Source organism: uncultured Paenibacillus sp. (genome assembly GCF_963515335.1).
GTDB lineage: Bacteria > Bacillota > Bacilli > Paenibacillales > Paenibacillaceae > Paenibacillus_I.
Map to the genome: position 1 here is coordinate 19,730 of NZ_CAUPYC010000029.1, position 26,017 is coordinate 45,746.

Sequence of the window (26,017 nt, forward strand, 5' to 3'; positions counted from 1 at the left end):
CCCGTCACTCCATCATGAAGTCGCGACATCATAGATAACCCTGGCTATCAGGTCCTGCTTGTAGTTGCCGAAGTTTTCCCCGTAAATCGTTAATCCGCCGGCACGGCCGGTTTCCGATACGCCGATTCTGAATTTGATATCCGCGTTCTGCTTCAGCTTAAGATCGGATATCGTCACATTGGAGATCAGGCAGCCGTCGATAAAAGAGCCGTTGTCATTGATGCGCAGCAGCTTGATGAGCCCGTACTGGTTCAAGTGGGGCGGCCACCATTCCGGGTTGTACGTCCCTCGCTCCTTGCCGAAATCCCCCGGCGAGGTCCATACTCCCGCCTCCACGCCGTTCACGCTGAACGAAATGTCCGAAGGATAATCGTCGTTGTAGCCCGGCGCCTCCGAACCGAGCTCCATAATGAACTGAAGCTCGCTGAAATGCTGATTCTTCTTCAGATAATTCGGAATCCGGTACTCCAGAAATCCTCTCGTCAGCCAAACGATACCCGCGTTGATCCGCTGCGGATCGGCAAAATAGCGGGGATTGTCGAATTCCCCCACAATGCTGTCCTTGGTAGCCAGGCCGCAGGTCGATTCCGCATGATAATCGGAGTAATGTCCGACCCTGACCTCCACCTCATAAACGTTCGCATTTTCCGCACTCTTGTTTTTCAGATCGACGGAAAGCATGTCCTCGTTCAAATAGCATATTTTCTGGATGCCATGCCGGCCGACGGCCGTCGTAATATCGATCAGTCCGCTTTCTTCCAGCTTCTTGATATGCATCGTAATCGCACCGTTGGTGAGGCCGAGCTTCTCCGCAATCTCGTTCAGGTTGAGGCTGTCGTGCTTCGTCAGCAGCTCCAATATTTCAATCCGTATTTCGGAGCTCAATGCTTTAAAAATATTTAAGCCCGAGCGGAGTTCCTTTATATGGATCAATGATGCGCCCCCTCTCTCCAGCTGCGATTATTTTAGCTTATTATAAATCAAAACCTAAAAATTGAGAAGCACAACCTTCGTTTTCAATTTGCGACAGGCAATTGAGGCCGATTTATAAACTGAAAAACGCGAAATATGTCGATTTGTTTTAGACTAACATAAATTAAATTTTCATAGAAAACGGATTCATTTTCATATTGACAAACAAAAATCGGATATTTATTATAAAACCATAAAATATTTTAAATTTGTTTAAACTAAATGCTTTCCTAACGTTCGCCTGATCGATCTCCACCCTTTTCGGCTTCGACTCCCGACGGAGTTAAGCATACAAACCTATTTATTGAGGGGGAAAAGAAGTGAAAAAGCAACTGGTTACGGTGCTGTCTCTTCTTCTGGTGCTCACGGCAATCCTGTCGGCTTGCTCCGGCGGCAACGGCAACGGCGGCAACAGCGGCAGCCCGGACGGAGAAGCCGGGGAAAATGCCGGAACGGCAAACGGCTCGGCGACGAAGCTGCAATTCTGGACATTCAACGAGCTGCATCAAACGTTTTATGAGGAAATGGCCAAACGGTGGAACGAAGCCAATCCCGACCAACAAATCGAATTGGTCGCCAACACTTTCCCTTATGACGATATGCACAACAAGCTGTTGGTAGCGCTTCAATCCGGAACCGGCGCGCCGGATATCGCGGATATCGAGCTCAACAAGTTCCCGAACTTCCTCAAGGGAGAGCCGCAGCTTCTCCCGCTGAACGACGTTATCGATCCGGAAATTAACAATGTGGTCAAGTCGCGTCTCGACATCTACTCCAAGGACGGCCAGTATTACGGCATCGACTTTCACGTCGGCGCGGCCGTCATCTATTACAATAAGGAAATTCTCGACAAGGCCGGCGTGAACGCCGACGATATCAAGACTTGGGCGGACTATGAGGCTGCGGGCAAAAAGGTGCTTGACGCAACGGGAGTTCCGATGACCACGCTCGAAACCGCCGACTTGTGGTCCCTCTGGCCGCAGGTCTCCCAAGCGCCGGGCAACGACGACCTCCAGACGGCCGACGGACAAATCAACATCACGAGTCCTATCGTGGCGGAACCGATCAAATGGCAGCAAAACCTGCTGAAGCAGGGCATCGCGATTCCGGCGCCAGGGGGCAATCATCATACGGAAGAATACTACGGCCTTATGAACAGCGGCGGCGCCGCCTCCGTTTGGATGCCGATGTGGTACATGGGGCGCTTCACCGATTACATGCCCGACCTGAAAGGCAAAATCATCATCAAGCCGATGCCGGCATGGGAAGAGGGGCAGCCGCGGTCCGCGGGCATGGGCGGTACGGGCACGGCGGTCATGAAGACATCGAAGAATCCGGACCTGGCCAAAGCGTTCCTCGCTTTCGCCAAGCTGTCGAAAGAAGGCAACATCGAAATCTGGAAGCAGCTCGGCTTCGACCCGATCCGTTCGGACGTATGGAACGACCCGGCGCTGAGCGAGCCGAACAAATTCACCGATTATTTCGGTCCGGACATCTTCGATGTGCTGATCGAGTTGAAAGATGAAATCGAGGGAGTAAACATCAACGAGAAGACGCCGGCAATCTCCGACGCCTTCCGGACATCGGTACTCGTGCGCACGCTTCTGGACAATGAGGATGCGGACAAAGTGCTGAGCGAAACAGCCGGCCAGTTGAAATAAACGCAAGCCGAAAACCCGTCGTCGGCCCGCCCGGGCCGGCGACGCGTTATTCGCGAAAGGAGGGCCAGCGATGGCAACCAGCTCGCCTGATGCAGTCGCACGGACAGAGACGCCGAAAGCCGCCAAAACGTCGTCCGGCATTTTGTACTCGCAGAAGGCCGCCCCTTATTTTTTCGTGCTCCCTTTTCTCATCTCGTTTGCCGTATTTTTCGCGTATCCGGTCCTGTCGGCTATCAATATGAGCTTTCAGGAAGTGCTTCCCGGACAGGTCAGCTATATCGGGCTCGCCAATTATAAGGATCTTTGGAACCCTACTTTTTTCAAGGCGATCCTGAACAGCAGCAAATATACGTTCTACTCGATTCTGATCCTGATCCCCATCCCTTTGATTTTGGCCGTTTTCCTGAATTCGAAGGCGATGGTCGCCAAAAACTTTTTCCGTTCCACGCTGTTCATCCCGGCGCTGACATCCGTTGTGGTCGCGGGCACGATCTTCCGGCTGGCCTTCGGCGAGCTGGAAGGGTCGCTGATGAACTCGATCGTCACGTCGCTCGGCTTCGAGAAACAGCGCTGGCTCGGCAAGGAGAACCTGGCGATGTTTACGCTGATCACGCTGGCCGCCTGGCGCTGGATCGGCATCAACCTGCTCTATTTCATGGCGGGGCTGCAGAACATTCCGAAGGAATTGTACGAATCCGCGGCAATCGACGGCGCATCGACCTGGGATAAATTCGCCCGGATCACGGTTCCGCTGCTGAAGCCGATCACCATCTACGTGTTTACGATCAGCATCTACGGCGGTTATTCCATGTTCACGGAGAGCTACATGCTGTGGAACGGCAACCGCTCGCCGAACGACATCGGCCTGACAATCGTCGGCTACCTGTACCGCAACGGGCTGGAGCAGAACAACCTCGGCCTCGGCTCGGCCGTCGGCATCGCGCTGCTCGTCATCACGTTTCTCATTACGCTCGGACAGCTTAAATTTTTCGGCATGTTCAGGAAGGAGGAGTAGGCGATGGATTCGGCCGACAACACCAAATGGTCCTTGAGCAGGGTGCTGCTGCTCCTCCTGTTCACCGTTTTTGCCGCGTTCGCGGTGTTTCCTCTCCTCACGCTGACGATCGCTTCGTTCAAGCCGGCCCAGGAGCTGATGCGGTTCGGCCTCAACCTGAAGCTGAGTCCGGAAATATTCTCGTTCCGCAACTACACCTATCTGTTCTCGGGCGAGTCGCTCTATCTCACCTGGTACAAGAACAGCCTGATCATTACGGCGGTCTACACCGTGCTGTGCCTGCTGCTGTCCTCCATGGTCGGCTATGCGCTGGCGGTGTACAACTTCCGGTTCCGCAACGTCATTTTTGCGCTGGTGCTGATTACGATGATGGTGCCGCTTGAAATCATTATGCTGCCGCTGTATAAGCTGGCGATCGGCCTGAAGCTGATCAACAGCATGTGGGGGGTCATCCTGCCGTTCGTTGTGGCGCCGCTGCCGATCTTTTTCTTCCGCCAGTACGCGAGCGGTCTGCCGAAGGATTTTCTGGACGCCGCGCGCGTGGACGGCACGACCGAATTCGGCACTTATTTCCGGATCATGATGCCGCTCATGGCGCCGGCTTTCTCATCCATGGCGATTCTGCAGGCGCTGTTCTCCTGGAACAACTTTCTCTGGCCGCTGATCGTCCTGCGCACGACCGAGCAGCTGACGATTCCGATCGGCCTTGCGACCCTGCTGACACCGTACGGCAACAATTTCGACATGCTGATATCCGGCGCCGTCATGGCGATCGTCCCGATCCTGATCGTGTTCCTGTTCTTCCAGCGCTATTTCATCGAGGGCATGACGGCCGGCGGCGTAAAAGGTTGACTGACGAACCGATGAACTGACTGACAACACAGAAATAACAAATCCGGCTTGCGAAAGGTGATCCGATCCTATGACACTCAAGGCGAAAATGACGCTCGAAAAAGATTTTACCGTTGCCGAAATCGATAACCGCATTTACGGTTCTTTCATTGAACATCTCGGGCGGGCGGTGTACGGGGGCATTTACGAACCGGGGCATCCGAATGCGGACGAGAACGGCTTTCGGCAGGATGTGAGCAAGCTGATTCGCGACCTGCGGGTCCCGATCGTCCGCTATCCGGGCGGAAACTTCGTATCCGGCTACAACTGGGAGGACGGCGTGGGGCCGAGGGAGAACAGGCCGCGGCGGCTGGACCTGGCCTGGCGCACGACCGAAACGAACCAATTCGGCACGAATGAATTCGTCGATTGGGCCCGCGGCGTGGGGGCCGAAGTGATGATGGCCGTCAATCTCGGAACGCGGGGCATCGACGAAGCCCGCAATCTGATCGAATACTGCAACCATCCGGGCGGAACGTATTGGAGCGATCTTCGGAAACAGCACGGCTACGAGCAGCCGCACGCGATCAAAACCTGGTGCCTCGGCAACGAGATGGACGGCCCTTGGCAAATCGGGCATAAAACGGCGGAGGAATACGGCCGGCTGGCGCTGGAGACGGCGAAGGTGATGCGCTGGGTCGATCCGACGATCGAGCTGGTCTCCTGCGGCAGCTCCAATACGTCGATGCCTACTTTTCCCCAGTACGAGGCGACGTCGCTGGAGCACACTTATGAAGCCGTCGATTATGTATCGCTTCATCAGTATTACGGCAACCGGAGCGGCGACACGGCCAGCTATCTGGCGTATTCGCTCGATCTGGACCATTTCATCCGGACGATCAAATCCACTTGCGACTACATCAAAGCGAAGAAACGCAGCAAGAAGACGATCAACCTCAGCTTCGACGAATGGAACGTCTGGTTCCACTCCAACGAGGCGGACAAAAAGATCGAACCGTGGTCGGTCGCGCCTCCCCAGCTGGAGGACGTCTACACGTTCGAGGACGCGCTGCTTGTCGGCAGCATGCTGATCACGCTGCTCAAGCATGCCGACCGCGTCAAAATCGCCTGCCTTGCCCAACTCGTCAACGTGATCGCGCCGATCATGACGGTCAATGGCGGCGGGTCATGGAAGCAGACGATCTACTACCCGTACCTGCACGCTTCGGTCTATGGCAGGGGCATTGCGCTGCAGCCTGTCATTTCGTCGCCGAAATACGATTCCAAGGAATTTACGGATGTGCCTTATTTGGACAGCACAGCTGTCTATAATCCGGAGCTGGAGGAAATTACGGTATTCGCCGTTAACCGCAGCCTCGAGGAATCGCTGAGCCTGGAATGCGATATCCGCAGTTACCCGGGCTACGGCGTTATCGAACATATCGTGCTTGAGAATGAAAACCTGAAGGCCGTGAATACGCTGGAGCAGGAAGCCGTCAAGCCCCATAACGGCGGCAACGCCTCCGCCCGCGACGGCCTGTTGGAGGCCGTGCTGCCGAAGCATTCCTGGAACGTCATCCGTCTCGGCAAGAACCGGGGCTGAAGGGCCGCGGCGAAAGGAGCACCGGAACAATGGAAATCAAAGTTGTCTTCGATCCCGACCGTGTAACCGGACAGAGGGACGAGCGGATCTACGGTCATTTCATCGAGCACTTCCACAACCAGATTTACGGCGGCATCTTCAATCCGGGTTCTCCGCTCTCGGATGAACACGGCTTCCGGACGGACGTGCTTGAAGCGTGGAAGCGAATTCGTCCTCCCGTAGTCAGATGGCCGGGCGGCTGCTTCGTCTCCGCTTATCACTGGAAAGACGGTGTCGGGCCGGAAAGGCAGCCGCACTTCGATAAAGCCTGGCGGGTGGAAGACACCAACGAGTTCGGCACGGATGAATTCATAGCCCTCTGCCGCAAGCTCGGGACAGCGCCTTATATTTGTACGAACGCCGGCACCGGCACGCCGGAGGAAATGAGCGATTGGGTCGAATACTGCAACCTCCGGACGGAAGGGAAATGGGCGAAGCTGCGGATGGCGAACGGCCATGCCGAGCCGCACAACGTCACCTATTGGAGCATCGGCAATGAAAACTACCTGCCTGGCGAGATGGGCGCAAAGACGCCCGAAGAATGGGGCAGATTCGTGCGGGAATCGGCAAAAATGATGAAGCGCGTCGATCCGTCCATTGAGCTCTTCGCCGCAAGCGTCGCCGACCTGGATTGGAACATCCATTTACTTCGCGAGGCCGGCCCATTCCTGGACTGGTTGTCGATCCACGGGTATTGGGATCCGCTCTGGCAGGATAACCGCTTGTCCGATTACGAAACCTGCATGCTGTACACGACCCGAATCGAAAATCAGATCCAGAAGACGAGACATATTTTGGGCGTCATGGGTTATCTGGGCAAAATCCGGGTCGCCTTCGACGAGTGGAATTTGCGCGGCTGGCATCATCCTAACGTGAATACCGCCACGGATCCGAAGGATTACATCGGCACAAGGGACTTGAACGATCTCGACGATTCCTACACGATGGCCGATGCGCTGTTCAGCGCCTGCTTCCTCAATCTGTGCCTGAAGCACAGCGATTTGGTTGGCATGGCCAATTATGCGCCTTCGGTCAACACACGCGGCCTGATCCGGACGCATGAGAACGGCATCGTCCTTCGCCCCGCTTATCATGTGTTCGATATGTATGTGAACGGTCTCGGCGACAGGGTCATCGACAGTTGGATCGCGGGCAATCCTTCCTTCCCGGTGCGGCACGGCAAAGCTTCTGCCGACATCCCCGTGCTGGACTGCGCGGCCACCCTTGCGGGAGATTCCGGCGAGGTCCGGCTCTCGCTGATCAACCGCCACCCGGAAAAAGCCGTCAAGCTGAGGCTGCAAAGCAGGGACGGAAGGGAAGCGGTGAAATCCTGGATCTCCCTTGCCGCGGATAGCAAAGACGCCTATAACGACATAGACAATCCGGAGCGCGTCCGCCCGGTTCCGATCGACGGAGCCCTCCGGAACGGCAGGCCGGTCATCGAACTGCCGCCCCATTCCGTCAACATTATCGGGATGTGACCGCCAAGTTACAGCTTTTTAGCGAAGCTTGCGATCGAGCCAGAACGGCCCGAACGGCACGATCGATGCGGCGACGGCGAGAGCCGACATGCGAAGGGTAAGGCGACGTGCGAAAAATGCGTGCGCGATGACCAGCAAATAGAGCAAAAACAGAACGCCGTGCACCATGCCGACGACGAAGACGGCTTCATCGATGCCTGCGCCGTATTTAAGCGGCATGGCGATCAAAAGCAGAACCAGGAACGAAGCGCCTTCGAGCAGACCGACGCCGCGCACCCGTCCTACGTGGGTTTTCCACATAGTAAGATATCCTCCGCTTCCAAGTTGTCTTATTGGCCCGGTTCGTTATCATGGTCGTCCCATTTTTTCGAGTAGGCCTTGTTGGTGACCCAGAACGTGATCCAAGCAAGAATGATAGCAATAATAACCGCAGCGATCCAAACGCCCGCCGGTACTCCCATGAGCCAGCCATCCCTTCAGCCAATTTTGTCATGATGCGTTGCCCTCAACCGAGCCTAATTATAGCAAACTCATCGCCAAATTAGAAACAGCGCGAGACAAACAAACCGGCCAGTCGTCGACTGCCGGTCACGTGACGCGGACTTGCATACGGCGGCATACCGGCTTACCGCGCCGAAGTCGCCCGAATATAAGCGATCCAGCAGGCCAACCTGCGTATTCGCTCCGTTTTCTTGTGAAATTTCGCAATATCGATACGGCTAATTGCGGGGCTTTCTGTTTTTGCGGATCAAGTAGAAAATAACGGCCAACCCGGCCAATGCGATCACAGCATACGCAATGTTCGAGTAAACGTCCATAAAGGAAAGAATGTCCTCCCAATTCTCTCCCAGAGTCGCTCCCACCCACACGAGGGCGATGTTCCATACCAGCGTGCCGATCGTGGTGTAAAGAAGGAAAACCCCGAAATTCATGCCCGACATGCCGGCGGGAATGGAAATCAGGCTTCTGATCAGCGGAACCATCCGGCAGAACAGAACGGTCCAATGGCCGTACCTGTCGAACCAGGCATCCGCTTTGCGGATATCCTCCTTCTTGACCCGGAGAATATGTCCCCATCTCCCCACGATCGCTTCGAGCCGCTCCACGTGGAGCGCGCGGCCGATCCAGTACAGGATGACGGCCCCCAGCACCGAGCCCAGGGTAGCGAACACGACGACGCCGGGTACCGTCATGGCCGTCTGCGTCGTCATGAATCCGCCGAACGTCAGAACGACCTCCGAGGGAATCGGCGGAAATACATTTTCCAGCGCAATCATGATCAAAATGCCGATATAACCGTACTGCTCCATAAAATCGGTAATCCAGTTCTGCATTCCACACCCCTGAACGATTATTTTTAACGCCTTCGGCAGCGTTACGGTAAATACGGAGCCTTCTTCCAGGAGGACAGCTCCCCCGCTTATTTTCTTATGCTTCGGCGCTTTTGTAAAGCCCGCTCCCCGTTTTTATATTGCGCCGTTTTTTGTTAGAATGGGTAGTGTCAGCAACCGATCGGAGGCACTATAGTGGATTACATCGTGTTGGATATTGAATTTAACGGCCGCAAATTTGCCAGCGAGCTGCCGATGGAGGTGATCGAGATCGGCGCGGTCCGGCTGGATGCGTCCTTAAGGCAAACGGATCAATTCGAAGCGTTCGTGAAGCCGGTTTATTTCCCCAAGCTGAACAGCTTCATCAAGAAGAAAACCGGCATCCCCCAGGAGGAGATCGACCGGGCGGAAGGCTTCCCCAAGGTGATAGCCGATTTCATGGCCTGGCTGGACCGCGGGCGCCCTTTCCTGCTCCTGACCTGGGGCGGGGAGGATTTGAAGCGGATCGTCTATGACACGCGGATGCACGGAATGGACGATGCCTACTGGATGGCCGTCGACTATTTCGATTTACTGAAAGGGTATCTGCGGTACAAAAACGTCACCAATGACGTAAGCGTCGAAGGCGCTTTGCTCGATCTCGGCATCGCGAACGAGGGCTCCGCGCACCGGGCATTGGACGACGCGCAGATGACGGCTGAAATTTTCAGGAGAATCTGCAGCGGGCTGGATCTCGCGCGCGTGCAGCGGTTCAAAGACCTGTACACGAACGCCAAGGAGCGCAAGCTGGTCAAAAACGCCATTCGAGCCCTTTTGGCGCAAAAAAAATCTCCCACATGGGAGCTGCTTGCCGAGCATGTGCTCAAGGACAAGGTGCCGCTTGAGGATCCCCGGAAGCTCGCGGAGCTGCAGGCGTATTTCGCGGAGGAATTGGAGAAGGCGCTGCGGAAAAAAACGTCTGCGGCCCCGGCAGCCGCGGACTGAGCAGCTTCTAAGCGGCGCCGGCGGCAAAAGCACATCATGGCCTGGCCACGGGCTCTGGATGCGCTTTTTTGCGTAGCCTTGACGGCATCGGGGAAATCAGCGCGTCTCCACCGGATAGTCGACGACGATCACCTCGTCGATGATCCCGTCCAGCATGCGAACGAACCTCTGATGTGCCGGATGCGGGCCGTACTGCCGCAGCGCATCCCTGTTTACGAAGGTCACGCGCAAACCCAGAGTGTAACCGCGGATATTTTCGGTTTCCTCCGTCACATTGATGCCCGCCGTCAAATCGACGATGCCGGGAATGTCGCGCGGGAACGACCGCAGCGTCTCCAGCAGCTCTTTTTCCTTCTGCGACTCCAGCTTGCCTTTGAATTTAAACGATACGAGATGTTCGAACATCGGTTTTACAGCCTCCCTGTGGGTAATCTATTTATTGCGGGAATCGACGCTATACTCATCATTATCCGCCTCCGCCCCGTCTTCGGCAAGTCTGGCCGGCGCTGCATGACGGCGGTTGAACCGCGCTTAGGAAAAATTGTTTGCTAATAAAAAAGATGGTTCTCTATTATAGGAGCGTTCCCCGACCTGCCGACCGCTTAACGAATATGCTTCCCTATTAAGGAAACCAATTTCTCTATTAGGGAACATCATGCGCTACAGACATCCAAATGGGTTATACGACAAAAAATAGCGAACCAACTTCACTATTTGCGCACAATGCTCCTTATCCACCCCCATGCCCTTGGCTGCTGCAACCGATTCGCTCCAGGCAATGAAATCAACCCGTCTTATTTGATCTTATCGTACCTGATAAAAAAGCCACGCGTTAAGGAACTCTGTCAGCCCCTTCGCATGACAAATGTCATCTTATATGTCGGTTGCACGTTGCGGCACCCGCCCGCCCGATTACCATTCGTGCCGAACCAAATGCTCCACAATCGAGCGAAGCTCGCCGTCGTGTTCGGGCAAGTCCTCCGTATCGCCCTTGATCTTGATTTTCGTAATATCGAGAAGATACGGCTCTCCGCCGTCCACCGACTTGAAAATAAGCTCTTTCTCGTTCTCCAGCTTCACGTCGTAACCGAGCTGCCGAAACGAACGGACGAAATCGGAGATGCCGGGCTGCTTGCCGTCGGGGAGCAGGATGAGCGCCCGCAGCTCCTTGCTTCGGCCGGCTTTCAGCACCTTAAAGTAAAATACACACTCCTTCATTGGGCTTCCCTCCTAAAGAAAGTATACCCGGTTGCCCAGGACACCATTGTGACAAGCGTCACGATGTCCATGCAAATCAAAAACCTCCCTTTGTGTTGTTGTTTACGAACTGGGAACGCGGGAGCCTGCCTTCACCTGAGCGGGGAACTCCATATCATCATTTGCAAAACCATCGCATCGCGGAAAACGGCGGGATCATATCCGGTCGTTTCCCTCACTTTGTCGAGCCGGTACAGCAGCGTGTTGCGGTGAATGCCCAATCGGGTTGCCGTTTCGGCGACATTGAGACTGCATGCAAAGAAGCATTCGAGCGTTTCCTCCAGCTTCGCATTCCAGTGAGGCCGCAATTTCCCGACAAGCCGTTCCCGGTGTTCGGCCGGGATGAAGCGCACGAGCGCCTGCCCTTCCACCTCGTCAAAATAAACAATCGGCTCGTTCGTGGAACCGGCGCAGCTTAAGGCGGACTCCCCTTCCGCATAGCTGCGGCGTATGTCGGTCCGCAGCCCGGTGGAACTTCCGACTCCGACGAGAAACGACCCGGTTTCCGCTTGCAGCAGCTGCTTGAGCTTCTTAAGCTTTGCGTTGACCCGCTCTTCAGCCGCCTCGGAGAACAATAGCAGCAAACGCTGGGGCCGATGCAGGCTAATCAGGTCACGATTGCTCTCCAGGAGCCGGCGGACTTTTATCACCAAGCTTTCCTCCGTCCTTTTGCGGATGGAATCCGTAAACCGTACAACAGCCATTTGATAAGGAGGCCTAAATGGAACGCGAATGGCTTCAAGTCCGGCATCGACCGATTGGAAGTCGATAGAACCCGATTGTTTCAGAAGCTCCCCGACAATGAGATCGCACGTCATCTGCTTCCATTCATCCTGCAGCTTGGCGTAATGATGGCGGATAAGGAGCTCGGCGGTCATGTTAACCAGTTGGCCGAACGGCTCCACCTCCTCCGGGGTGCCGGTTATGCCGATCGCTCCGACGACTTGCCGATCGTAACGGATCGGCATATTGACGCCGGCCTGGGCGCCGCGCCATTTCGGCAAATCGGCTTGATGGATGATGACGATTCGTTCCCGCTTGATGGCCGCTGCGGCCGCCTCATGATATTCACCGACACGTTCCGTGTCGCCGCTTGCGATAATCGTACCGTTAACGTCGATGATATTGATATTGCGGTGTAAACGCCTCATCGTTTCCGTTACGATCTCGTCCGCCAATTGCTTGGTGAGCATCTTAACCCTCCTATCTGATGGTGTACATTATATACTAAAACTAACTTATAAATAGGTAAATAATTAGTCATTTCATACAAAGATTTTGAAGCTTCCGATCCGGTAAAATGGAAGGGATAAGAACTGCCGTCACCGCGGTAAAAGGGGGATTTCCCATGAAATTCGTCATTGCACCCGACTCTTTCAAAGGCAGCCTGACCGCCGCTCAAGTCGGCGCGGTGATTGTCCGCGCCATACGGAAGGAACTGCCGGAAGCGGAAGCGACGGTCGTCCCCATGGCGGACGGCGGAGAAGGAACCGTCGCCGCGCTCGTTCAGGCAACGGGCGGCACATTGATCGAGCATCAAGTTTCGGGCCCGGAAGGCGAGCCGCGAACCGCCTGCTACGGGGAAATCGGCGGAGGGAAAACCCTGTCCGCCGTGCTGGAGGCGGCCAGCATATTCGGGCTGCCGCTCCTTCCGCCGGAGCGCCGGAACCCCTTGCAAACGACATCGCGCGGGTTGGGCGAGCTGATGCGCGCTCTGCTCGACAAGGGCTGCAGGCAGTTCATCGTCGGGCTCGGCGGAAGCTCGACCAATGACGGCGGAATCGGAATGCTGTCCGCCCTGGGCGCGCGCTTCACGGATGGAGCCGGCAAGCCGCTCGAAGGGTTCGGCCGGGATTTGACGAAGCTCAGGTATGTCGATTTGGCCGGTCTTGACCCCAGGTTGAAGGACAGCCGGATTACCGTTGCTTGCGATGTGACCAATCCGCTGCTTGGGCCGCAGGGCGCATCCCATATTTTCGGCCCGCAGAAAGGCGCTTCTCCCGAGCAAGTCGCGCTGCTCGACGAAAGCATGGCGCGCTATGCCGTATTAATGGAAGCGGCCTTGTCCCTTCGGCTCCGTGAACGGCAGGGAGCCGGGGCGGCCGGCGGCCTCGGCTTTGCGTTTATGGCGATCGGGGCCGATATGGTGCCCGGCGCCCAGGTCGTGGAGCAGCTGACCGGCTTGAAGCAGCAGATCGCCCAAGCGGACTGGGTCATTACCGGGGAAGGACGGAGCGATGAACAGACCGTCTTCGGCAAGCTGCCCTGGTACGTCGCCCAATGGGCCAATGAAGCCGGCAAGCCGGCGATTCTGATCTCCGGCAGCCTCGGGGCGGACATCGAAGCGTTGTACGATCGCTTCGCCGCCTGCTTTTCCACCGTGCCGCGGCCGTCCACGCTCGAAGCCTGCATGGAAGAGGCGGAACGCAATTTGGAGCAGTGCGCGCGGAATGTAATCCGCATGATTGCAAGGTCACAAGGTTAAACGCAGCAAACGGCAAGACACCTTTTTCCGAAAGCTTCTTATACCGACTGAAAGACGAAGGGCTTTCCCGCCGGCCATCGAGGATGACCTTGCAGGAAAGCCCTATTTCACACACGCTCCAATAAATGATCCGACGTTAAATACGCCAGGGCGAAAATCATTTCGGTCGGATTATAGGACGGCTGGGAGACGAATTGGCCGCCACCGACCGCATACAGTCCTTTGCATTCATGAACCTCACCGTACGGATTCGTAACCGAGTTGTTCGGGTCCAGTCCCATACGGTGCGTCCCGACGTCATGCACGGTCACATGATAATTCGGGGTCGGCGAGTCCTCCCACCATTCGAGCATGCCCATTTCCTTCGCGATCTCCCGCTTGATCCTCATGAAGTACTCCACCGATTTCGCATCGTAATCCGTCCATTCGTGGGTGATGCGCAACGCCGGTTGGCCGAACGGATCCTTCACGGCCGGATCCAGATCCACGTAATATGAATGGGTTGGCAGTGTGGAATGCTGCGAATACATCCGGAACAGGCGCCGGAAGTTTTGACTCATCCAATCCTTGAAGCCTTTTCCCCATTTCGGCACATGCGGCGGCAAGCCGTGGATCGTCTCAATCGGCTGAAAATCTCCCGTCCATGTGTTGATCGGAGATCCCCACAGCACACCTTCGTCATTGTCCGGAATGAGCTCGGACGTATAATCGTCGATAATGGAGCCTCCCTGCAGCGAGCCCATAAAGGAATTTGTAACTTCCGGCAGCACTCCGTTGAACCATCCGTAGTTATGCAGAATCAGATGCTTGCCGACATGGCCGTTTCCGTTGATGCCCGAATTGAGCAGCAGCCTTGCGTTCTCCAACGCATAGCAGGCAAGGATCACGACCTCCGCTTCCAAATCGACGATCCTGCCGTCGGCATCGTAATAGGAAACGCCTTTTACCCGGCCGTCCGCCTGCTTGTTGACCCGGAACACCCGGCTGAACGGCCGGATTTCCAGATTGCCCGTCTCCTCAACGGCCGCTTTGATGAGATCGTGGGTCGACAGCTTGGATCCGATATGGCAAGGGAAGCCGTGGCAAAAGCCGCAGTTGGTGCACGCCTTCCTTCCTTTATAATCCTTGGTCGCAATCGCGGTCGGCGTCGGAAAAGGGTGATACCCGAGCCGTTTCGCCGTATCGCAAAACAATTCATCGACCGCTCCCCGCTGGATCGGCGGCATCGGATAATCCCGGGTGCGCGGGGCTTCGAACGGATTGCCGCCTTCCAGCGTCGTATCGTTCACGTTGCCGGCTTGGCCGGCCACGCCCAGCTCCCATTCCACCCGGTCGAAGTAAGGCTCCATCAACCGGTAGTCGATCGGCCAATCCTCCAGCGTCGTATATTCGGGCAGCGCCGATTCCGAGAAACGTTCGACGATCGTGCTTTTCATTTTGAAGTCGGCCTCCCGGAACCGGAATGCCGCTCCGCCCCAATTGAGCGTGCCGCCCCCCGTCCCCATCGAAGGCGGAATCTGGAACGGATTTCCTAAACCGAGCGTGTTGGAGGCCCAAGGAAGCACCTCCGCCTTTGTTTTCTCGTTCGGCCGCCACGTAATCGGATCCGACTTCATATGCGGGACGATTGCACTGCGGCAATAATAGCGGATTTCATCGAACTTGCCGAGGAAATCGGACTGCCGGTAGAAGGCTCCCTTCTCAAGCGCGACCACTTTCCGCCCGCCGCGGGCCAGCTCCGTCGCGATGACGCCGCCTGCCGCCCCCAGGCCGACGACGATCGCATCAACCTGTGCGCTCATGACCTATTCACTTCCTTCTCCGCTTCCTTATGCCGGTTCAAAAGATCGGTCACCGATAAAATCTCGATTTGCCTGCTGTCGTAACCGAGCCTCATCTGCTCGCCCGTATAACCCCATTGCGCACCAGGGAATCCGAGCATCCGCCACCCGACGAAATCCCGGTTGCCGCCGTATTTCGGATCGCCGAACGTCCCCTCGATCGTATGCTCATGAATCACCTCGAAGAACACCCTCATGTTGTCCGAATCTTCTCCGACCTGCATGTGCTCGATGCTGCGCAGCAGACCATCCTGTTGCTCCGCCGCAAGCCGCACATAGTCGGCTCCGTAATACCGGTTGGCCAAACGGTTGAAATCATGCAGCCGCTGCCGGTAATAGTTCTGAAGATGACTGAAATAACCCGCCAGCGCATGGTCGATATAAATGCAGGCCTTCGCCTCTATGGCTCCCGGACTGCCCGGTTCACTCGGGATGAGGCGGCCGCAGATCGCTTGAACCAAGCCCATTTCCTCTTCATTAAAGAACATATTGGACATAAGCGGCTTCCTCCCGGTTTACGAGCTGCGCAGCGTGAGCGCTTTGAATTGCTTTACATTTTCCGTAATAGCGACTTCCACCGGCAATCGTTCCATACTGGAAGCCCCATAGAAGCCCGCGAGCCCGTTCGTTTTTTCCAACACGTATTTGACGTCGTCGAGGTCGGCGATCGGACCGCCGTGGCAGATGACGAGCACATCCGGATTCACTTCCTTCGCGGCGTCGCACATCGCTTGCACGGCACCGACCGCATCGTCCATGGACATCGTGCTTTTCGCCCCGATATAGCCCTTGAGCGTCGTGCCGACGTGTGCGACGATGATATCCGCTCCGGCTTCCGCCATCGCGCGCGCCTCCTCTTCATTAAACACATAGGGAGTCGTAAGCAGGTCCATTTCACTCGCAATTCGGACCATTTCCACCTCGCGGTAGTAGCCCATGCCGGTCTCCTCCATGTTTTGGCGCAAGCGCCCTTCATAAAGCCCTACCGTAGGAAAATTCTGAACGCCTTTGAAGCCGTATTCATTTTTCAGCTTATCCAGAAACTGCGGCATCGGCCTGAACGGATCGGTCGCGCACACGCCGGCCAGCACCGGAGCCTGCTTCACGACCGGAATGACCTCGCCCGCCATCTCCATGACGATCGCATTGGCATCGCCGTACGGCATCAAGCCGGAGATGGAGCCGCGGCCCGCCATCCGGAAACGTCCCGAGTTATAAATGATAATGATGTCCGCGCCGCCGGCTTCCTCGCACACCGCCGAAATGCCTGTTCCCGCCCCTGCGCCGATAATCGGTATTCCTCTGCTGACCTGATCTCTGAACCGGTCCATCATTTCCTTTTTACTCATTCGTTAACACCCCAGTCGGTTGATTAATGCATGCATGCGATCGGCAGCCGCTTCGGCAAAATGAGGATCGTTAATATCCGTATCCATCGCAATAAGCCGGATGTGAGGCTTCAACGAATTCGTAAGGCTCTCAAACAATGCCCGATCGGCTTCCGGATCATAAAAAACCTCATTTTGCAGGGCAATGGATGAAACCCCTTTGAGCGGCACAAAAACCGTAACCGGCCCTTTTGCTTGATTCAGCTTCTCGCCGACAATTCTGCCCAATTGTTCGCACTCCCGTTTGGAGGTGCGCATTAAAGTCACATTCGGATTATGCTTATACAGGGTTCTGCCCTTAAATTTGGCCGGGATCGTATCGAGCGGGCCGAAGTTAACCATATCCATCGCGCCTAACGATACGACTTGGGGAATCCCTTGCTCGCCTGCCGTTTCTAGTCTGTGCTTGCCGGCCGACAGCAGGCCGCCGACCAGCTCATCCGCAAGCTCCGTTGTCGTCAAATCCAATACCCCGCTGAAAAAGCCGTCCCGCATCAAGCCTTCCATCGCGCGGCCGCCCGACCCGTTCGCATGAAATACGACGACCTCATATCCCAATTGCTCCAACCGGGCGCGGGCGTGCGTCACGCACGGCGTCGTCACGCCGAACATGGTAACCGCCACAAGAGGCTTGCCTCGCCCCGGGTTGTTCCGCAAACCGTCCGCCGCCCGGGCCATGCCGGTAATAGATGCCGCGGCGTTGGTCAGAATCCGCTCCGATATCGAGTTAATGCCCGCAATGTCAACAATCGGGTACATCATCGTAATGTCGGATTGACCCACATAAGCGCTCGTATCTCCCGAAGCGATCGTCGAAACCATGAGCTTCGGCACGCCGATCGGCAGCGAGCGCATCGCATATGTCGCGATGGAGGAACCGCCCGAGCCGCCCAAAGCCAGAATGCCGTGAAGCTTGCCTTCGCTGTGAAGCTTGCGGACAAGCGCCGCGGCTCCCTGTGACATTCGTTCAATGGCAAAGCCGCGGTCCTTTTTCTCGATCAGGGCTTGTAATTCGGTACCGGCCGCCTCGGCAACCTGCTCTCTGGGAATATCCGCCTGAATTTGCGGGATATCCATGACGCCGACGTCCATCGTAATGACGTGACACCCCTCAGCCGCGATGAGATTTCTGACGTACTCGTATTCCTTTCCCTTCGTATCCAACGTCCCTACCAGAACGACCGTTACCATGCGGCTGCCTCCATGACGGATTGGAATTAACGCGCCGGAGACTGCTCGGCGGGAACGATACGGCAATCCGGCAGCTTCCGCAATTCCCGTTCCGAGCCGGCCGGCGAGTAGACGACAAAAACGCGCATGGGGTCTTTACCCGTATTCACGGTATAGTGGTATCTGCTTTCCGGCACATAAATCGTGCACCCGGCGGTTACGGTCGAGACGATCGGATTGCCGTCCTCGTCCTCCACCATCTGCTCGCCTTCACCGGCCAGCACATAAATGATTTCCTCCGCTCCGGGATGGTTGTGGCGGTCATGGCCGCCGCCCGGCAGCATCTCCACTATGCCTGCGCTAAAGCCGGAAGCTCCGTTCACCTCGGGTGAGCAAGTCACCTTGAAACTTCCCCAATCGAACGTCATCGTTTCTACATCCTTCGGTTCCACAAAAAAATTACGGTTGCCCATCGCTTCAGTTCCCCTCTACCCGATCGATCAGCGGTTTGAGATATTCATAGGCTTGGCGGGCCACGAGGTCGGGCTCAATGTCGCGGCGGTCGAAGCCGATTTCCATTGCAAGCCAGCCGTCGTAATGGATATCCTTCAAAGCTTGGATAACGCCCACAAAATCTCCGCGTCCCTGGCCCGGCGCCAGACGGTCGTTATCCGAAATGTGCAGATGGTGCAGATCCTTGCCCATCGCGTAAATATAATCCGTCGACGGCTCTTTGCGGTAAAGGGCATGGAACGTGTCGAACATCACCTTGACGTTCGGCTTATTCACTTCCCGCATCATATTAAGCGCATCGTCGCAGCGGTCGACGATGTTGCTGTCGTGCGACGTCGGCTCGATTACCAGCGTGACGCCGTGATTCGCCGCCGCGTCGGCAATCTCGGACAGCGCTTCGACGCTCCATGCCCACGCTTGCTCAAGGCTCGTTCCGAACACCTGCCAGCCGGGAATGTACAGAATCGTTTTGCAGCCCCATTCCTCGCACAATTGCGCGATGTCCTTCATATGTTCGATCGTATGGCTCCTTTCCTCCGGAATCGGAGAAGCGACGTTATGTCCCGGCCCGCCGCTAAGCGCAGGCAGCATGCTCGATACTTCCATGCCGTAATGATCCAGAATCTTCTTCGTTTCTTTTCTTCTCTCCTTCGAGAGGGTGGGCGGATACGCGTGGGGGCTTGCGCAGCCGATCTCGATTCCCTGGTAACCGATTCTGGACAGACGCTTGATCACTTCTTCCAGCGGATAGGCCGGCAGCCATACCGGAAAACTCGCATAAGGCCACGTGTTGAACGATAATTTCATTGCCATGGTCAGTTCCTCCAGTCAAATCGTTAATTTAAGAGTCCGAAGCCCGATTTACAAAAATCACTTGAAGGTCGTGCCTTTGAATTGAGCGGCCGTGTCCTTTGTTACCGTAGGCGTTTCCAGCTTGACGAATTCAGGCAGCTGTTCGCCGGCGATCGCTTTGGCGGCCGCAATGATGCCCATCGGCGAAACAACCGGGTATACCGTCGTGGATTCGAATGCGCCTGCCGCTACCCAATCAAGGGCGGATTCCTGTCCGTCGATGCTGACGATCTTGATCTCATCCTCGCGTCCGGCCGCGCGGATCGCTTGCAGCGCGCCTTCCGACATCATGTCGGCGTGGGTAAAGACGGCGTCGATTTCACCGCTGGGGAAGCGCTGCAGAAGATCTTCCATCACTTTCAGCGCGGTAGCCTGATCGTAGTTCGCATACTGGCTTGCGATGACTTTGATTTCCGTGCCCTCGATGGCATTCACCAAGCCCTGGTGCCGGTCGATGGTGGGAGACGCCGAAGCGCTGCCCTGCAGCTCAATGACGTTGCCTTTGCCGCCCATCACTTCCACCAGCGATCCGCCTGCATTTGTGCCCAGGTCGATATCGTTGCCTTTGATGGTGGTCGTCACAGGCGTGTTGACGGTACGGTCGACGGAGATGACCTTGATGCCGGCATCCATCGCTTTCTTCACGACCGGCGCAAGCGCATCCTTCTCGACGGCATTAATAATAAGAACGTCAATGCCTTTAGAAATGAAATCGTCGACTACGCTCGTTTGAATGACCGGATCGTTCTGTCCGTCACCGACAAGCAGCTCGATGTTCGGGAAATACTTTTTGGCGTGCTCTTCCGTTTGCGCTTTAAGGGCCACCCCGTAACCGAACGTCAGCGAAGCAACGGCAAAACCGACTTTGCCTTCATAGGAAGCGGGGTCTTTCCCCAAAGCCAGCGCCTGCTTGCACTCGTCCCCGCAATAGGGACCGTAATCGATCTTAATCGGCGCCTCGGCGGAAGCTGCGTTGCCGGTTCCTCCTGCGTTCGCCGCTCCGCCAGCCGATGCCGTGTCGTCGGCCGAGGTATTATCGGACGCAGGGCTGTTCGCCGCGTTGTTTCCGCAGGCAGCCACAAACACTAACAACAACACCAGTGAAACAGCAACCATCATTTTCGAACGGTTCACGTTTTTCACGCTTTTAACCCTCCCGGTTTCTTTTTTTCAATCGTGTTACAAATGCGCCTGTTGCGGCTCGTATTTGCATCGCATCCCCCTTTTCATACCGGACCCTTTACAGGCTCGACCACTGCTGCTTCATTCTGTCCTTCAAACCCGGGGTCGTGAACAATACCGCGATAATGATGATGAGTCCTTTTGCAATCTGCTGATTGAACGGAGAAACTCCAAGCAGATTCAGGAGATTGGCTACCATGGCCAGCAGACAGACGCCGGCGACCGTTCCGGCCACGCTTCCCCGTCCGCCCATCAGGCTCGTGCCGCCGATGACGACGGCCGCGATGCTGTCAAGCATAATGAAGCCGCCGGCGGTCGGATGCCCGACAAACAGTCTCGATGTCGTAATGATGCCCGCAATTGCAGCGCACAGGCCGCTGACGACATAGACCAGAATCAGGACGCGCGTCGTCTTCACACCCGAGAGGCGGGCGGCCTCCAGGCTACCGCCGATGCCGTAAACGAATCTGCCGAAGGGCAAATATTTCAGGATGACACCGGCAATCACGGCGCTGGCGGCGAAAATCCAGACCGGCCCGGGTATGCCCAGAAAGGAGCCGTTGCCGAGAAAAGCGAGCAGCTTGCTGTCCAGCGCGAACGATTGGGGCGTTCCGTTCGACAGCAGCAAGGCCAGACCGGCGCCGGCCGCCATTACGGCCAGAGTCATGATGAACGGCTGTATGCCGAAAAACGTGCTTCCTACGCCGTTGATGAGACCCATAACGACGCCGATGAGCAATACGATCAGGATCGTAACTCCGATCGGGACTCCGCTCTGGATCAGCATGGCGAACGATACGCCCACCACGGCGAGAATCGAGCCGACCGACAGATCGATCCCGCTCGTCAGCACGACGAACGTCATGCCGATTGCGACAACGCCTGTAATGGAAGCCTGCCGCGCCACATTAACGATGTTCTGAAGGTTGAAAAACTCCGGTACCCAGACGATCGTAAAGATCAACAATAACGCGAACAGAATGGATGGCACTTTGTAGTTGACGAGAAATGGCGGCACATACCGGCCCACTCCGGCCAGGACGGGTTTGGCAAGCATCGTGTCGTTATTGATTTCGCTTTTCAATGGACGACCCTCCTACTGCGTATTTCATGATCAGCTCTTCCGTAGCGGACTCGCGATCCAACTCGCCGGTAATTCTCCCTTTGCTCATGACGAGAATCCGGTGACTGTTTTCCAAAATTTCCGGCAATTCCGACGAGATGAGAATAATGCCCATGCCCTGCCTGCACAAATCGCGCACGACGCTGTAGATTTGAGCCTTGCTGCCGACATCGATGCCTCTTGTCGGTTCGTCCAGCAGCAGAATGCCGACCCCGGTTTCCAGCCATTTCGCAAGCACGACCTTCTGCTGATTGCCGCCGGACAGGCTGCCGACCGGCACGCCGAGGTGCGCCAGCTTGATTTTGAGCGAGTCGACGAAACCGCTTGCCGTGCTTTTTTCTTTCCCGTGATGAATCCATTTGATCTTCTTGTTGGCCATAAACATGTTGTGGGAGGCTGACAGATTTTTGAATAGCCCCTGGTTGCCCCGATCCTCCGGAACGAGCCCGATCCCGTTGCGAACCGCCGCGCTGGGAGAACGGATATCCGCTTTATTGCCCCGGATATAGACGGCCCCGGTATCGATCGGATCGGCTCCGAATATGGCCCGGACCAGCTCGGTTCTGCCCGAGCCGCGCAACCCGGCAATGCCCAGCACTTCCCCTGCGTGCAGCGATAAACGAATATCCGAGAGTACGCCTTTCCTCGACAGATTCTCGACCCTCAACAGCTCCGGGCTTGAATCCGTTTGAATCTTGTCCGGCGGTGCGGCCGAAATATGACGCCCGACCATTTTGCCGACCAAATCGTCCGGATTCGTATCGCCGATGCTCCCATCATCCATCTGGTGCCCATCCTTCAAGACGAGGTACCGGTCCGCCAGACCGAAAATTTCATCCAGCCGGTGGGAAATGAAGATGACCGCAACACCGCGATCTCTCAGCCTTCTTACGATTTCCAGCAGACGCTCGACGTCATTGCCACCCAGGACCGCGGTCGGTTCGTCCAGAATCATGACCCGCGCATTCCGGTGCAGCGCCTTGGCGATTTCCAGCATTTGCTTCTCGGCGATGCTGAGCCGGCTGACCGGCTGATCCACCTTCAAATAAACGCCGAAATCCTCCAGAAATTGCTTCGCGTCACTGTGCATTTTCTTCCAGTTAATCAAGCCTTTCACTTGTTGGTGCCTGCTGAAGAACAGGTTTTCGGCGACCGAAAGATGCGCGAAAAGGTTCAGCTCCTGGTACACCGTCACGATCTCGCTTTGCTCCGCATCATGCGGCGTTTGAAACACGACCTTATCCCCTTGGATGAGGATATCGCCCGAGTCCGCCGTAATGGCCCCGGATAAAATTTTAATCAGCGTCGACTTGCCCGCTCCGTTCTCCCCGACAAGCGCAAGCACCTCGCCCGGATTGACGGTCAGATTAATGCCGTTTAATACCTTGATGCCGTTGTAGCTCTTGGTGATATTGCGCATTTCCAGCAGCGGAGCGCTCTGGGCGGCACGAACAGGTTCTCCCATGTCTCTCGATCACCTCTCACCGGCAATATTTCGTACGGACGCGATGCGGCTGATGACGTCATGTCCGTAAATGATTTCTTCGGCGGCCAGCACGCCCGCCCCGATCAAGCCGGCATTCTCCCCGAGGGAGAGATGCTGGATCGACAGGCTGCGCGTCGCGAGCGGCAGCGAATGCTGATAAATCGATTGGCGGATGGAAGCAAGCAGCACATCGCCGACTCCGGAAACGGCACCGCCGATATAAACCAGAGAAGGGTTAAAGAAATTAACAAGGCCTGCCAGCACATCGCCGATCACGTTCCCGCACTCCCGCATCAGTTCAACCGCCACGGGATCCGATTCCACGACGGCTTTGCGCACATCGGATAACGTCAGCTTGTTTTTCTCTTCCAGCAACCGCATCAGAAACTCGCTTTGGCCGCTGCGGGCCAATTGCTCCGCCCGCGCCGCGATTGCCCTGCCGCCTGCCTGCGCTTCCAGACAGCCGCGGTTGCCGCAATAGCAAAGCTTGTCATGTCCGATGTTGATATGGCCGATACCGCCGGCGTATTCGGTTGATCCCCGGTACAGCCGGCCGTTGCAAATGACGCTCGCGCCGATGCCGTTGCCGATCTTCACGAAGATGATATTGGCGTGATCCGAATCGGCGTTGACCGTTTGCTCCGCCAAGGCCATCGTGTGCACATTGTTATCCACGAAGCACGGGCAATCGAAGTGTTGGCTCCAAAATTGACTGACCTGATAGTTTTCCCATCCGGGCATGATGGCCAGCGAAGTCGTAATTCCTGCGCTGTACCTGACCGGGCCGGGCACGCCCATGCCGATGCCCTTGATCTGATGCTTTGTGATGCCGAGCTGATCCATGAGGTTGAAGACGATCGCTTTGACTTTCTCGAGAACTGCCGAGGGACCTAAACTTACATCGATATCTTTCGAAGATTCTGAGGTGAGAATTTTGCTGTTCAAGTCTGCAATACCGACTCTTACATGCGTGGATTCCAGGTCTATGGCGACGACGAAGCCCAATTCGGCGTTGAAGGTGAGGAGGATCGGCTTGCGGCCTCCTGTCGAAGGCCCCCTTTCCGCTTCCGCCAACAGCTCACTGCGAAGCAGAAACTCCGTATGCTCATTCACCGTCGCCAGGCTGTAGCTTGTCATTTTAACCAAATCGGCCTTTGATAACGGCTTATGGCTGCGCCTGATGACCTTCAAGATAGCGGTCGTTATCGGAGACATTTCCACAAGATAATCACTCCCCGTCAAAATGTAAGCGCTATCTTTTATTCTTGCTTTTTATCATAAATTCAAAACTTTTCACAATCAATATAAAAAAGTCGGCAATTATTTTATAAAACTTGCTTTACCGGGAAATAAGTTTTTCGGCAACCCAAATTGCGTTATACTCTGTTCAAAGGATGTGATCGCTATGCGGACCAAATTGGTTCTAACACAGTCCGGTCGAACTGTACGCATACAGTATAAAAAGGCGATTCGAGCTCGCGATACTTCAGAAACTGGTGTTATGGCTGTGCCTCCTGAAAAGGCGGGTCTCTCAAGAGAGTTTATAGATCAAGAAATGGGGCATTTTATTGATCGGTCCCGTAACAACGAACTCAAGCGATAACTTTCCACAATTACATGTGAAAAAGCAGCCACTCAAGTAGATAGGTTAAATCTACTCGAGGGCTGCTTTTTTGTCGTCACGTATTGCTCTATTAAAGCTCCACGACCAGCAAACCCCAGATATGCGTGACCGGTACCGTGAGGACCAGCGTGTTACCCCGAGGACCGTCCTCATAGACCGCTTCGAGCTCCGTCGGCCTGCCTATCTCGGTATCCGGACTTGCCAGGAATACCGATTTCGCCTCGCGTTCCATCAGAATCCGCACCTTGACCTCCGACTGGGCGCGCGGCCGATTTTTCCCCTGATTCCAGTAATCCTCGGAGTTGTTCGTGAAATTAATGAAGCTGACCAGCTTATATTTCTCGTTCTCCCGTACGACCGTCCACACCTTGCCCGGCTCCCCGTAAGCGGAAAAAGGCACGCCCTCGAATACATACTCCAGGTTGTCGCCTTCGACATGGGTCATGGACACATCGCGCAGCGTCGGCTCGTACAGCACATGCAGATAGCGGACCATAAAGTCGTAATAATTGCGGATTTCCCGCATAAACGTCTCGCCCGCCACGGAATAGTCGACGTAATAGCCCTGCGTGAGCACGCCCCCGTTCTCCCCTAACAGAAGATGATAGGCGCCATGCGAGAAAATAACGGCAGACAGCAGCAGGGCGGATACGTGCGCTTGTCGATGTTCTCTTCGGTTTCCAGACGGAACGGGACCAGGTAGGCCGCCAGGATGACCGGCTTTCCTCCGCCGTGCCGCTGCGCCCATGCAATGATTTCCCGGATGTGATGGTAGCGCTCGTACGGCTTCCACACCTCGACGTAGATGGCATCCTGCGCGGCCGCGCCGACCGTGTCGACAGGCCAATTGCCGACATTGTTGAAAATGAGGCAGACGTCGTCCTTGCTTTGCTCCAGCTCGCGGCGGGTGTTGTTGATCAACGCGGGAAACTGTTCGTCCAGACGCTCCAGCTTCGGCTCGCCGCCGAGCCTGGAAAAGCCCGTTTTCGGATAACCGTACGTATCCATGTGAATGCCGTCAAAACCGACCTGTTCGACCGCCTTCCTGTACTCGCCTATACTGTGGTGGTGCCACGGGGACTGCTCGCTTATATTCATGATGCAGAAAATATCGGTCAATGACTCCCACTTAACTATCGTTTGAAGTGGGAGCTTGTGACTACCCGATCGTGCAGCGTC

Annotated in this window: 26 protein-coding genes; 7 read left to right on the top strand and 19 right to left on the bottom strand. The window is 55.8% G+C overall.

Annotation, left to right across the window (positions count from 1 at the left end; genetic code table 11):
- Positions 1–12 precede the first annotated feature (12 nt).
- Positions 13–933 carry a winged helix-turn-helix transcriptional regulator gene (locus RWM61_RS11095; protein WP_314000648.1) on the bottom strand — a complete coding sequence of 307 codons (921 nt, stop codon included), beginning with the start codon at positions 931–933 and terminating at the stop codon, positions 13–15.
- A gap of 359 nt (positions 934–1,292) precedes the next feature.
- Between RWM61_RS11095 and RWM61_RS11100 the strand changes: the two genes are divergently transcribed.
- The 5 genes from RWM61_RS11100 (at position 1,293) to RWM61_RS11120 (ending at position 7,602) form a co-directional block, all read left to right on the top strand.
- Complete coding sequence (locus RWM61_RS11100; RefSeq protein WP_314000650.1) at positions 1,293–2,633, top strand: extracellular solute-binding protein; 1,341 nt, start codon at positions 1,293–1,295, stop codon at positions 2,631–2,633.
- Between the two features lie 70 nt (positions 2,634–2,703).
- The gene (locus RWM61_RS11105; RefSeq protein WP_314000652.1) at positions 2,704–3,648 is read left to right on the top strand and encodes a sugar ABC transporter permease; all 945 of its coding nucleotides are present in this window, start codon (positions 2,704–2,706) and stop codon (positions 3,646–3,648) included.
- A gap of 3 nt (positions 3,649–3,651) precedes the next feature.
- Entirely contained in the window at positions 3,652–4,500 is an 849-nt protein-coding gene (locus tag RWM61_RS11110; RefSeq protein WP_314000654.1) for a carbohydrate ABC transporter permease, read from the top strand.
- Between the two features lie 70 nt (positions 4,501–4,570).
- Positions 4,571–6,082, top strand: a complete 1,512-nt coding sequence (locus RWM61_RS11115; RefSeq protein WP_314000656.1) for an alpha-N-arabinofuranosidase — start codon at positions 4,571–4,573, stop codon at positions 6,080–6,082.
- A 29-nt stretch (positions 6,083–6,111) separates the two neighbouring features.
- On the top strand, positions 6,112–7,602 hold the full coding sequence (locus RWM61_RS11120) for an alpha-L-arabinofuranosidase C-terminal domain-containing protein (RefSeq protein WP_314000658.1): 1,491 nt from the start codon (positions 6,112–6,114) through the stop codon (positions 7,600–7,602).
- Between the two features lie 18 nt (positions 7,603–7,620).
- Here RWM61_RS11120 and RWM61_RS11125 read toward each other — a convergent pair whose 3' ends face one another.
- The 3 genes from RWM61_RS11125 to RWM61_RS11135 form a co-directional block, all read right to left on the bottom strand.
- Positions 7,621–7,902, bottom strand: a complete 282-nt coding sequence (locus RWM61_RS11125) for a DUF3817 domain-containing protein (protein ID WP_314000660.1) — start codon at positions 7,900–7,902, stop codon at positions 7,621–7,623.
- Positions 7,903–7,931: 29 nt separating this feature from the next.
- Positions 7,932–8,063, bottom strand: coding sequence for a hypothetical protein (locus tag RWM61_RS11130; protein ID WP_314000662.1), 132 nt, complete (start codon positions 8,061–8,063; stop codon positions 7,932–7,934).
- Between the two features lie 258 nt (positions 8,064–8,321).
- The gene (locus tag RWM61_RS11135) at positions 8,322–8,936 is read right to left on the bottom strand and encodes a DedA family protein (protein ID WP_314000664.1); all 615 of its coding nucleotides are present in this window, start codon (positions 8,934–8,936) and stop codon (positions 8,322–8,324) included.
- Between the two features lie 192 nt (positions 8,937–9,128).
- Here RWM61_RS11135 and RWM61_RS11140 point away from each other — a divergent pair, with 192 nt between their 5' ends.
- Positions 9,129–9,917: a 3'-5' exonuclease gene (locus tag RWM61_RS11140; protein WP_314000666.1), complete on the top strand. Its 789-nt coding sequence runs from the start codon at positions 9,129–9,131 to the stop codon at positions 9,915–9,917.
- A gap of 96 nt (positions 9,918–10,013) precedes the next feature.
- Here the strand turns inward: RWM61_RS11140 and RWM61_RS11145 are convergent, their stop codons facing one another.
- The 3 genes from RWM61_RS11145 to RWM61_RS11155 all read right to left on the bottom strand — a co-directional run bounded on the left by RWM61_RS11145 (position 10,014) and on the right by RWM61_RS11155 (position 12,367).
- Complete coding sequence (locus tag RWM61_RS11145; protein WP_314000668.1) at positions 10,014–10,322, bottom strand: Dabb family protein; 309 nt, start codon at positions 10,320–10,322, stop codon at positions 10,014–10,016.
- 507 nt (positions 10,323–10,829) lie between these two features.
- A complete protein-coding gene (locus tag RWM61_RS11150; protein WP_314000670.1) occupies positions 10,830–11,135 on the bottom strand; it encodes a hypothetical protein in 306 nt (101 codons plus the stop codon).
- Between the two features lie 131 nt (positions 11,136–11,266).
- Positions 11,267–12,367, bottom strand: coding sequence for a sugar diacid recognition domain-containing protein (locus RWM61_RS11155; protein ID WP_314000672.1), 1,101 nt, complete (start codon positions 12,365–12,367; stop codon positions 11,267–11,269).
- Positions 12,368–12,522: 155 nt separating this feature from the next.
- Between RWM61_RS11155 and RWM61_RS11160 the strand changes: the two genes are divergently transcribed.
- Positions 12,523–13,659: a glycerate kinase gene (locus RWM61_RS11160; protein ID WP_314000675.1), complete on the top strand. Its 1,137-nt coding sequence runs from the start codon at positions 12,523–12,525 to the stop codon at positions 13,657–13,659.
- Positions 13,660–13,766: 107 nt separating this feature from the next.
- Here RWM61_RS11160 and RWM61_RS11165 read toward each other — a convergent pair whose 3' ends face one another.
- The 12 genes from RWM61_RS11165 to RWM61_RS11220 form a co-directional block, all read right to left on the bottom strand.
- Positions 13,767–15,461 carry a GMC family oxidoreductase gene (locus RWM61_RS11165; protein WP_314000677.1) on the bottom strand — a complete coding sequence of 565 codons (1,695 nt, stop codon included), beginning with the start codon at positions 15,459–15,461 and terminating at the stop codon, positions 13,767–13,769.
- Positions 15,458–15,997, bottom strand: a complete 540-nt coding sequence (locus tag RWM61_RS11170) for a gluconate 2-dehydrogenase subunit 3 family protein (RefSeq protein WP_314000679.1) — start codon at positions 15,995–15,997, stop codon at positions 15,458–15,460. The genes RWM61_RS11165 and RWM61_RS11170 overlap by 4 nt, the downstream gene beginning before the upstream one ends.
- An 18-nt stretch (positions 15,998–16,015) precedes the next feature.
- The gene (locus RWM61_RS11175) at positions 16,016–16,849 is read right to left on the bottom strand and encodes a phosphoenolpyruvate hydrolase family protein (RefSeq protein WP_314000682.1); all 834 of its coding nucleotides are present in this window, start codon (positions 16,847–16,849) and stop codon (positions 16,016–16,018) included.
- 3 nt (positions 16,850–16,852) lie between these two features.
- Positions 16,853–18,079 (bottom strand): Tm-1-like ATP-binding domain-containing protein, encoded by a 1,227-nt coding sequence (locus RWM61_RS11180; RefSeq protein ID WP_314000684.1) that lies wholly within the window; start codon positions 18,077–18,079, stop codon positions 16,853–16,855.
- 26 nt (positions 18,080–18,105) lie between these two features.
- Positions 18,106–18,531, bottom strand: a complete 426-nt coding sequence (locus RWM61_RS11185) for a cupin domain-containing protein (RefSeq protein WP_314000686.1) — start codon at positions 18,529–18,531, stop codon at positions 18,106–18,108.
- 4 nt (positions 18,532–18,535) lie between these two features.
- Positions 18,536–19,384 carry a sugar phosphate isomerase/epimerase gene (locus RWM61_RS11190; protein WP_314000688.1) on the bottom strand — a complete coding sequence of 283 codons (849 nt, stop codon included), beginning with the start codon at positions 19,382–19,384 and terminating at the stop codon, positions 18,536–18,538.
- 57 nt (positions 19,385–19,441) lie between these two features.
- Complete coding sequence (locus tag RWM61_RS11195; protein ID WP_314000690.1) at positions 19,442–20,566, bottom strand: substrate-binding domain-containing protein; 1,125 nt, start codon at positions 20,564–20,566, stop codon at positions 19,442–19,444.
- Positions 20,567–20,663: 97 nt separating this feature from the next.
- On the bottom strand, positions 20,664–21,689 hold the full coding sequence (locus tag RWM61_RS11200) for an ABC transporter permease (protein ID WP_314000692.1): 1,026 nt from the start codon (positions 21,687–21,689) through the stop codon (positions 20,664–20,666).
- Entirely contained in the window at positions 21,670–23,193 is a 1,524-nt protein-coding gene (locus RWM61_RS11205; RefSeq protein WP_314000694.1) for a sugar ABC transporter ATP-binding protein, read from the bottom strand. The genes RWM61_RS11200 and RWM61_RS11205 overlap by 20 nt, the downstream gene beginning before the upstream one ends.
- Before the next feature lie 9 nt (positions 23,194–23,202).
- Positions 23,203–24,429: an ROK family protein gene (locus RWM61_RS11210; protein WP_314000698.1), complete on the bottom strand. Its 1,227-nt coding sequence runs from the start codon at positions 24,427–24,429 to the stop codon at positions 23,203–23,205.
- Between the two features lie 479 nt (positions 24,430–24,908).
- The gene (locus tag RWM61_RS11215; protein WP_314000700.1) at positions 24,909–25,481 is read right to left on the bottom strand and encodes a glycoside hydrolase family 66 protein; all 573 of its coding nucleotides are present in this window, start codon (positions 25,479–25,481) and stop codon (positions 24,909–24,911) included.
- Positions 25,430–26,017, bottom strand: a 588-nt coding sequence (locus tag RWM61_RS11220; RefSeq protein ID WP_314000696.1) for a glycoside hydrolase family 66 protein, incomplete at its 5' end; no start/stop codon positions are given. The genes RWM61_RS11220 and RWM61_RS11215, both read right to left, overlap by 52 nt.

Excerpts from the sequence above, each read along its gene's own strand:
- RWM61_RS11105 (WP_314000652.1), top strand. The coding sequence starts at position 2,704 with ATGGCAACCAGCTCGCCTGATGCAGTCGCACGGACAGAGACGCCGAAA.
- RWM61_RS11110 (WP_314000654.1), top strand. The coding sequence starts at position 3,652 with ATGGATTCGGCCGACAACACCAAATGGTCCTTGAGCAGGGTGCTGCTG.
- RWM61_RS11115 (WP_314000656.1), top strand. The coding sequence starts at position 4,571 with ATGACACTCAAGGCGAAAATGACGCTCGAAAAAGATTTTACCGTTGCC.
- RWM61_RS11120 (WP_314000658.1), top strand. The coding sequence starts at position 6,112 with ATGGAAATCAAAGTTGTCTTCGATCCCGACCGTGTAACCGGACAGAGG.
- RWM61_RS11125 (WP_314000660.1), bottom strand. The coding sequence starts at position 7,902 with ATGTGGAAAACCCACGTAGGACGGGTGCGCGGCGTCGGTCTGCTCGAA.
- RWM61_RS11130 (WP_314000662.1), bottom strand. The coding sequence starts at position 8,063 with ATGGGAGTACCGGCGGGCGTTTGGATCGCTGCGGTTATTATTGCTATC.
- RWM61_RS11135 (WP_314000664.1), bottom strand. The coding sequence starts at position 8,936 with ATGCAGAACTGGATTACCGATTTTATGGAGCAGTACGGTTATATCGGC.
- RWM61_RS11145 (WP_314000668.1), bottom strand. The coding sequence starts at position 10,322 with ATGTTCGAACATCTCGTATCGTTTAAATTCAAAGGCAAGCTGGAGTCG.
- RWM61_RS11150 (WP_314000670.1), bottom strand. The coding sequence starts at position 11,135 with ATGAAGGAGTGTGTATTTTACTTTAAGGTGCTGAAAGCCGGCCGAAGC.
- RWM61_RS11155 (WP_314000672.1), bottom strand. The coding sequence starts at position 12,367 with ATGCTCACCAAGCAATTGGCGGACGAGATCGTAACGGAAACGATGAGG.
- RWM61_RS11160 (WP_314000675.1), top strand. The coding sequence starts at position 12,523 with ATGAAATTCGTCATTGCACCCGACTCTTTCAAAGGCAGCCTGACCGCC.
- RWM61_RS11165 (WP_314000677.1), bottom strand. The coding sequence starts at position 15,461 with ATGAGCGCACAGGTTGATGCGATCGTCGTCGGCCTGGGGGCGGCAGGC.
- RWM61_RS11170 (WP_314000679.1), bottom strand. The coding sequence starts at position 15,997 with ATGTCCAATATGTTCTTTAATGAAGAGGAAATGGGCTTGGTTCAAGCG.
- RWM61_RS11175 (WP_314000682.1), bottom strand. The coding sequence starts at position 16,849 with ATGAGTAAAAAGGAAATGATGGACCGGTTCAGAGATCAGGTCAGCAGA.
- RWM61_RS11180 (WP_314000684.1), bottom strand. The coding sequence starts at position 18,079 with ATGGTAACGGTCGTTCTGGTAGGGACGTTGGATACGAAGGGAAAGGAA.
- RWM61_RS11185 (WP_314000686.1), bottom strand. The coding sequence starts at position 18,531 with ATGGGCAACCGTAATTTTTTTGTGGAACCGAAGGATGTAGAAACGATG.
- RWM61_RS11190 (WP_314000688.1), bottom strand. The coding sequence starts at position 19,384 with ATGGCAATGAAATTATCGTTCAACACGTGGCCTTATGCGAGTTTTCCG.
- RWM61_RS11205 (WP_314000694.1), bottom strand. The coding sequence starts at position 23,193 with ATGGGAGAACCTGTTCGTGCCGCCCAGAGCGCTCCGCTGCTGGAAATG.
- RWM61_RS11210 (WP_314000698.1), bottom strand. The coding sequence starts at position 24,429 with ATGTCTCCGATAACGACCGCTATCTTGAAGGTCATCAGGCGCAGCCAT.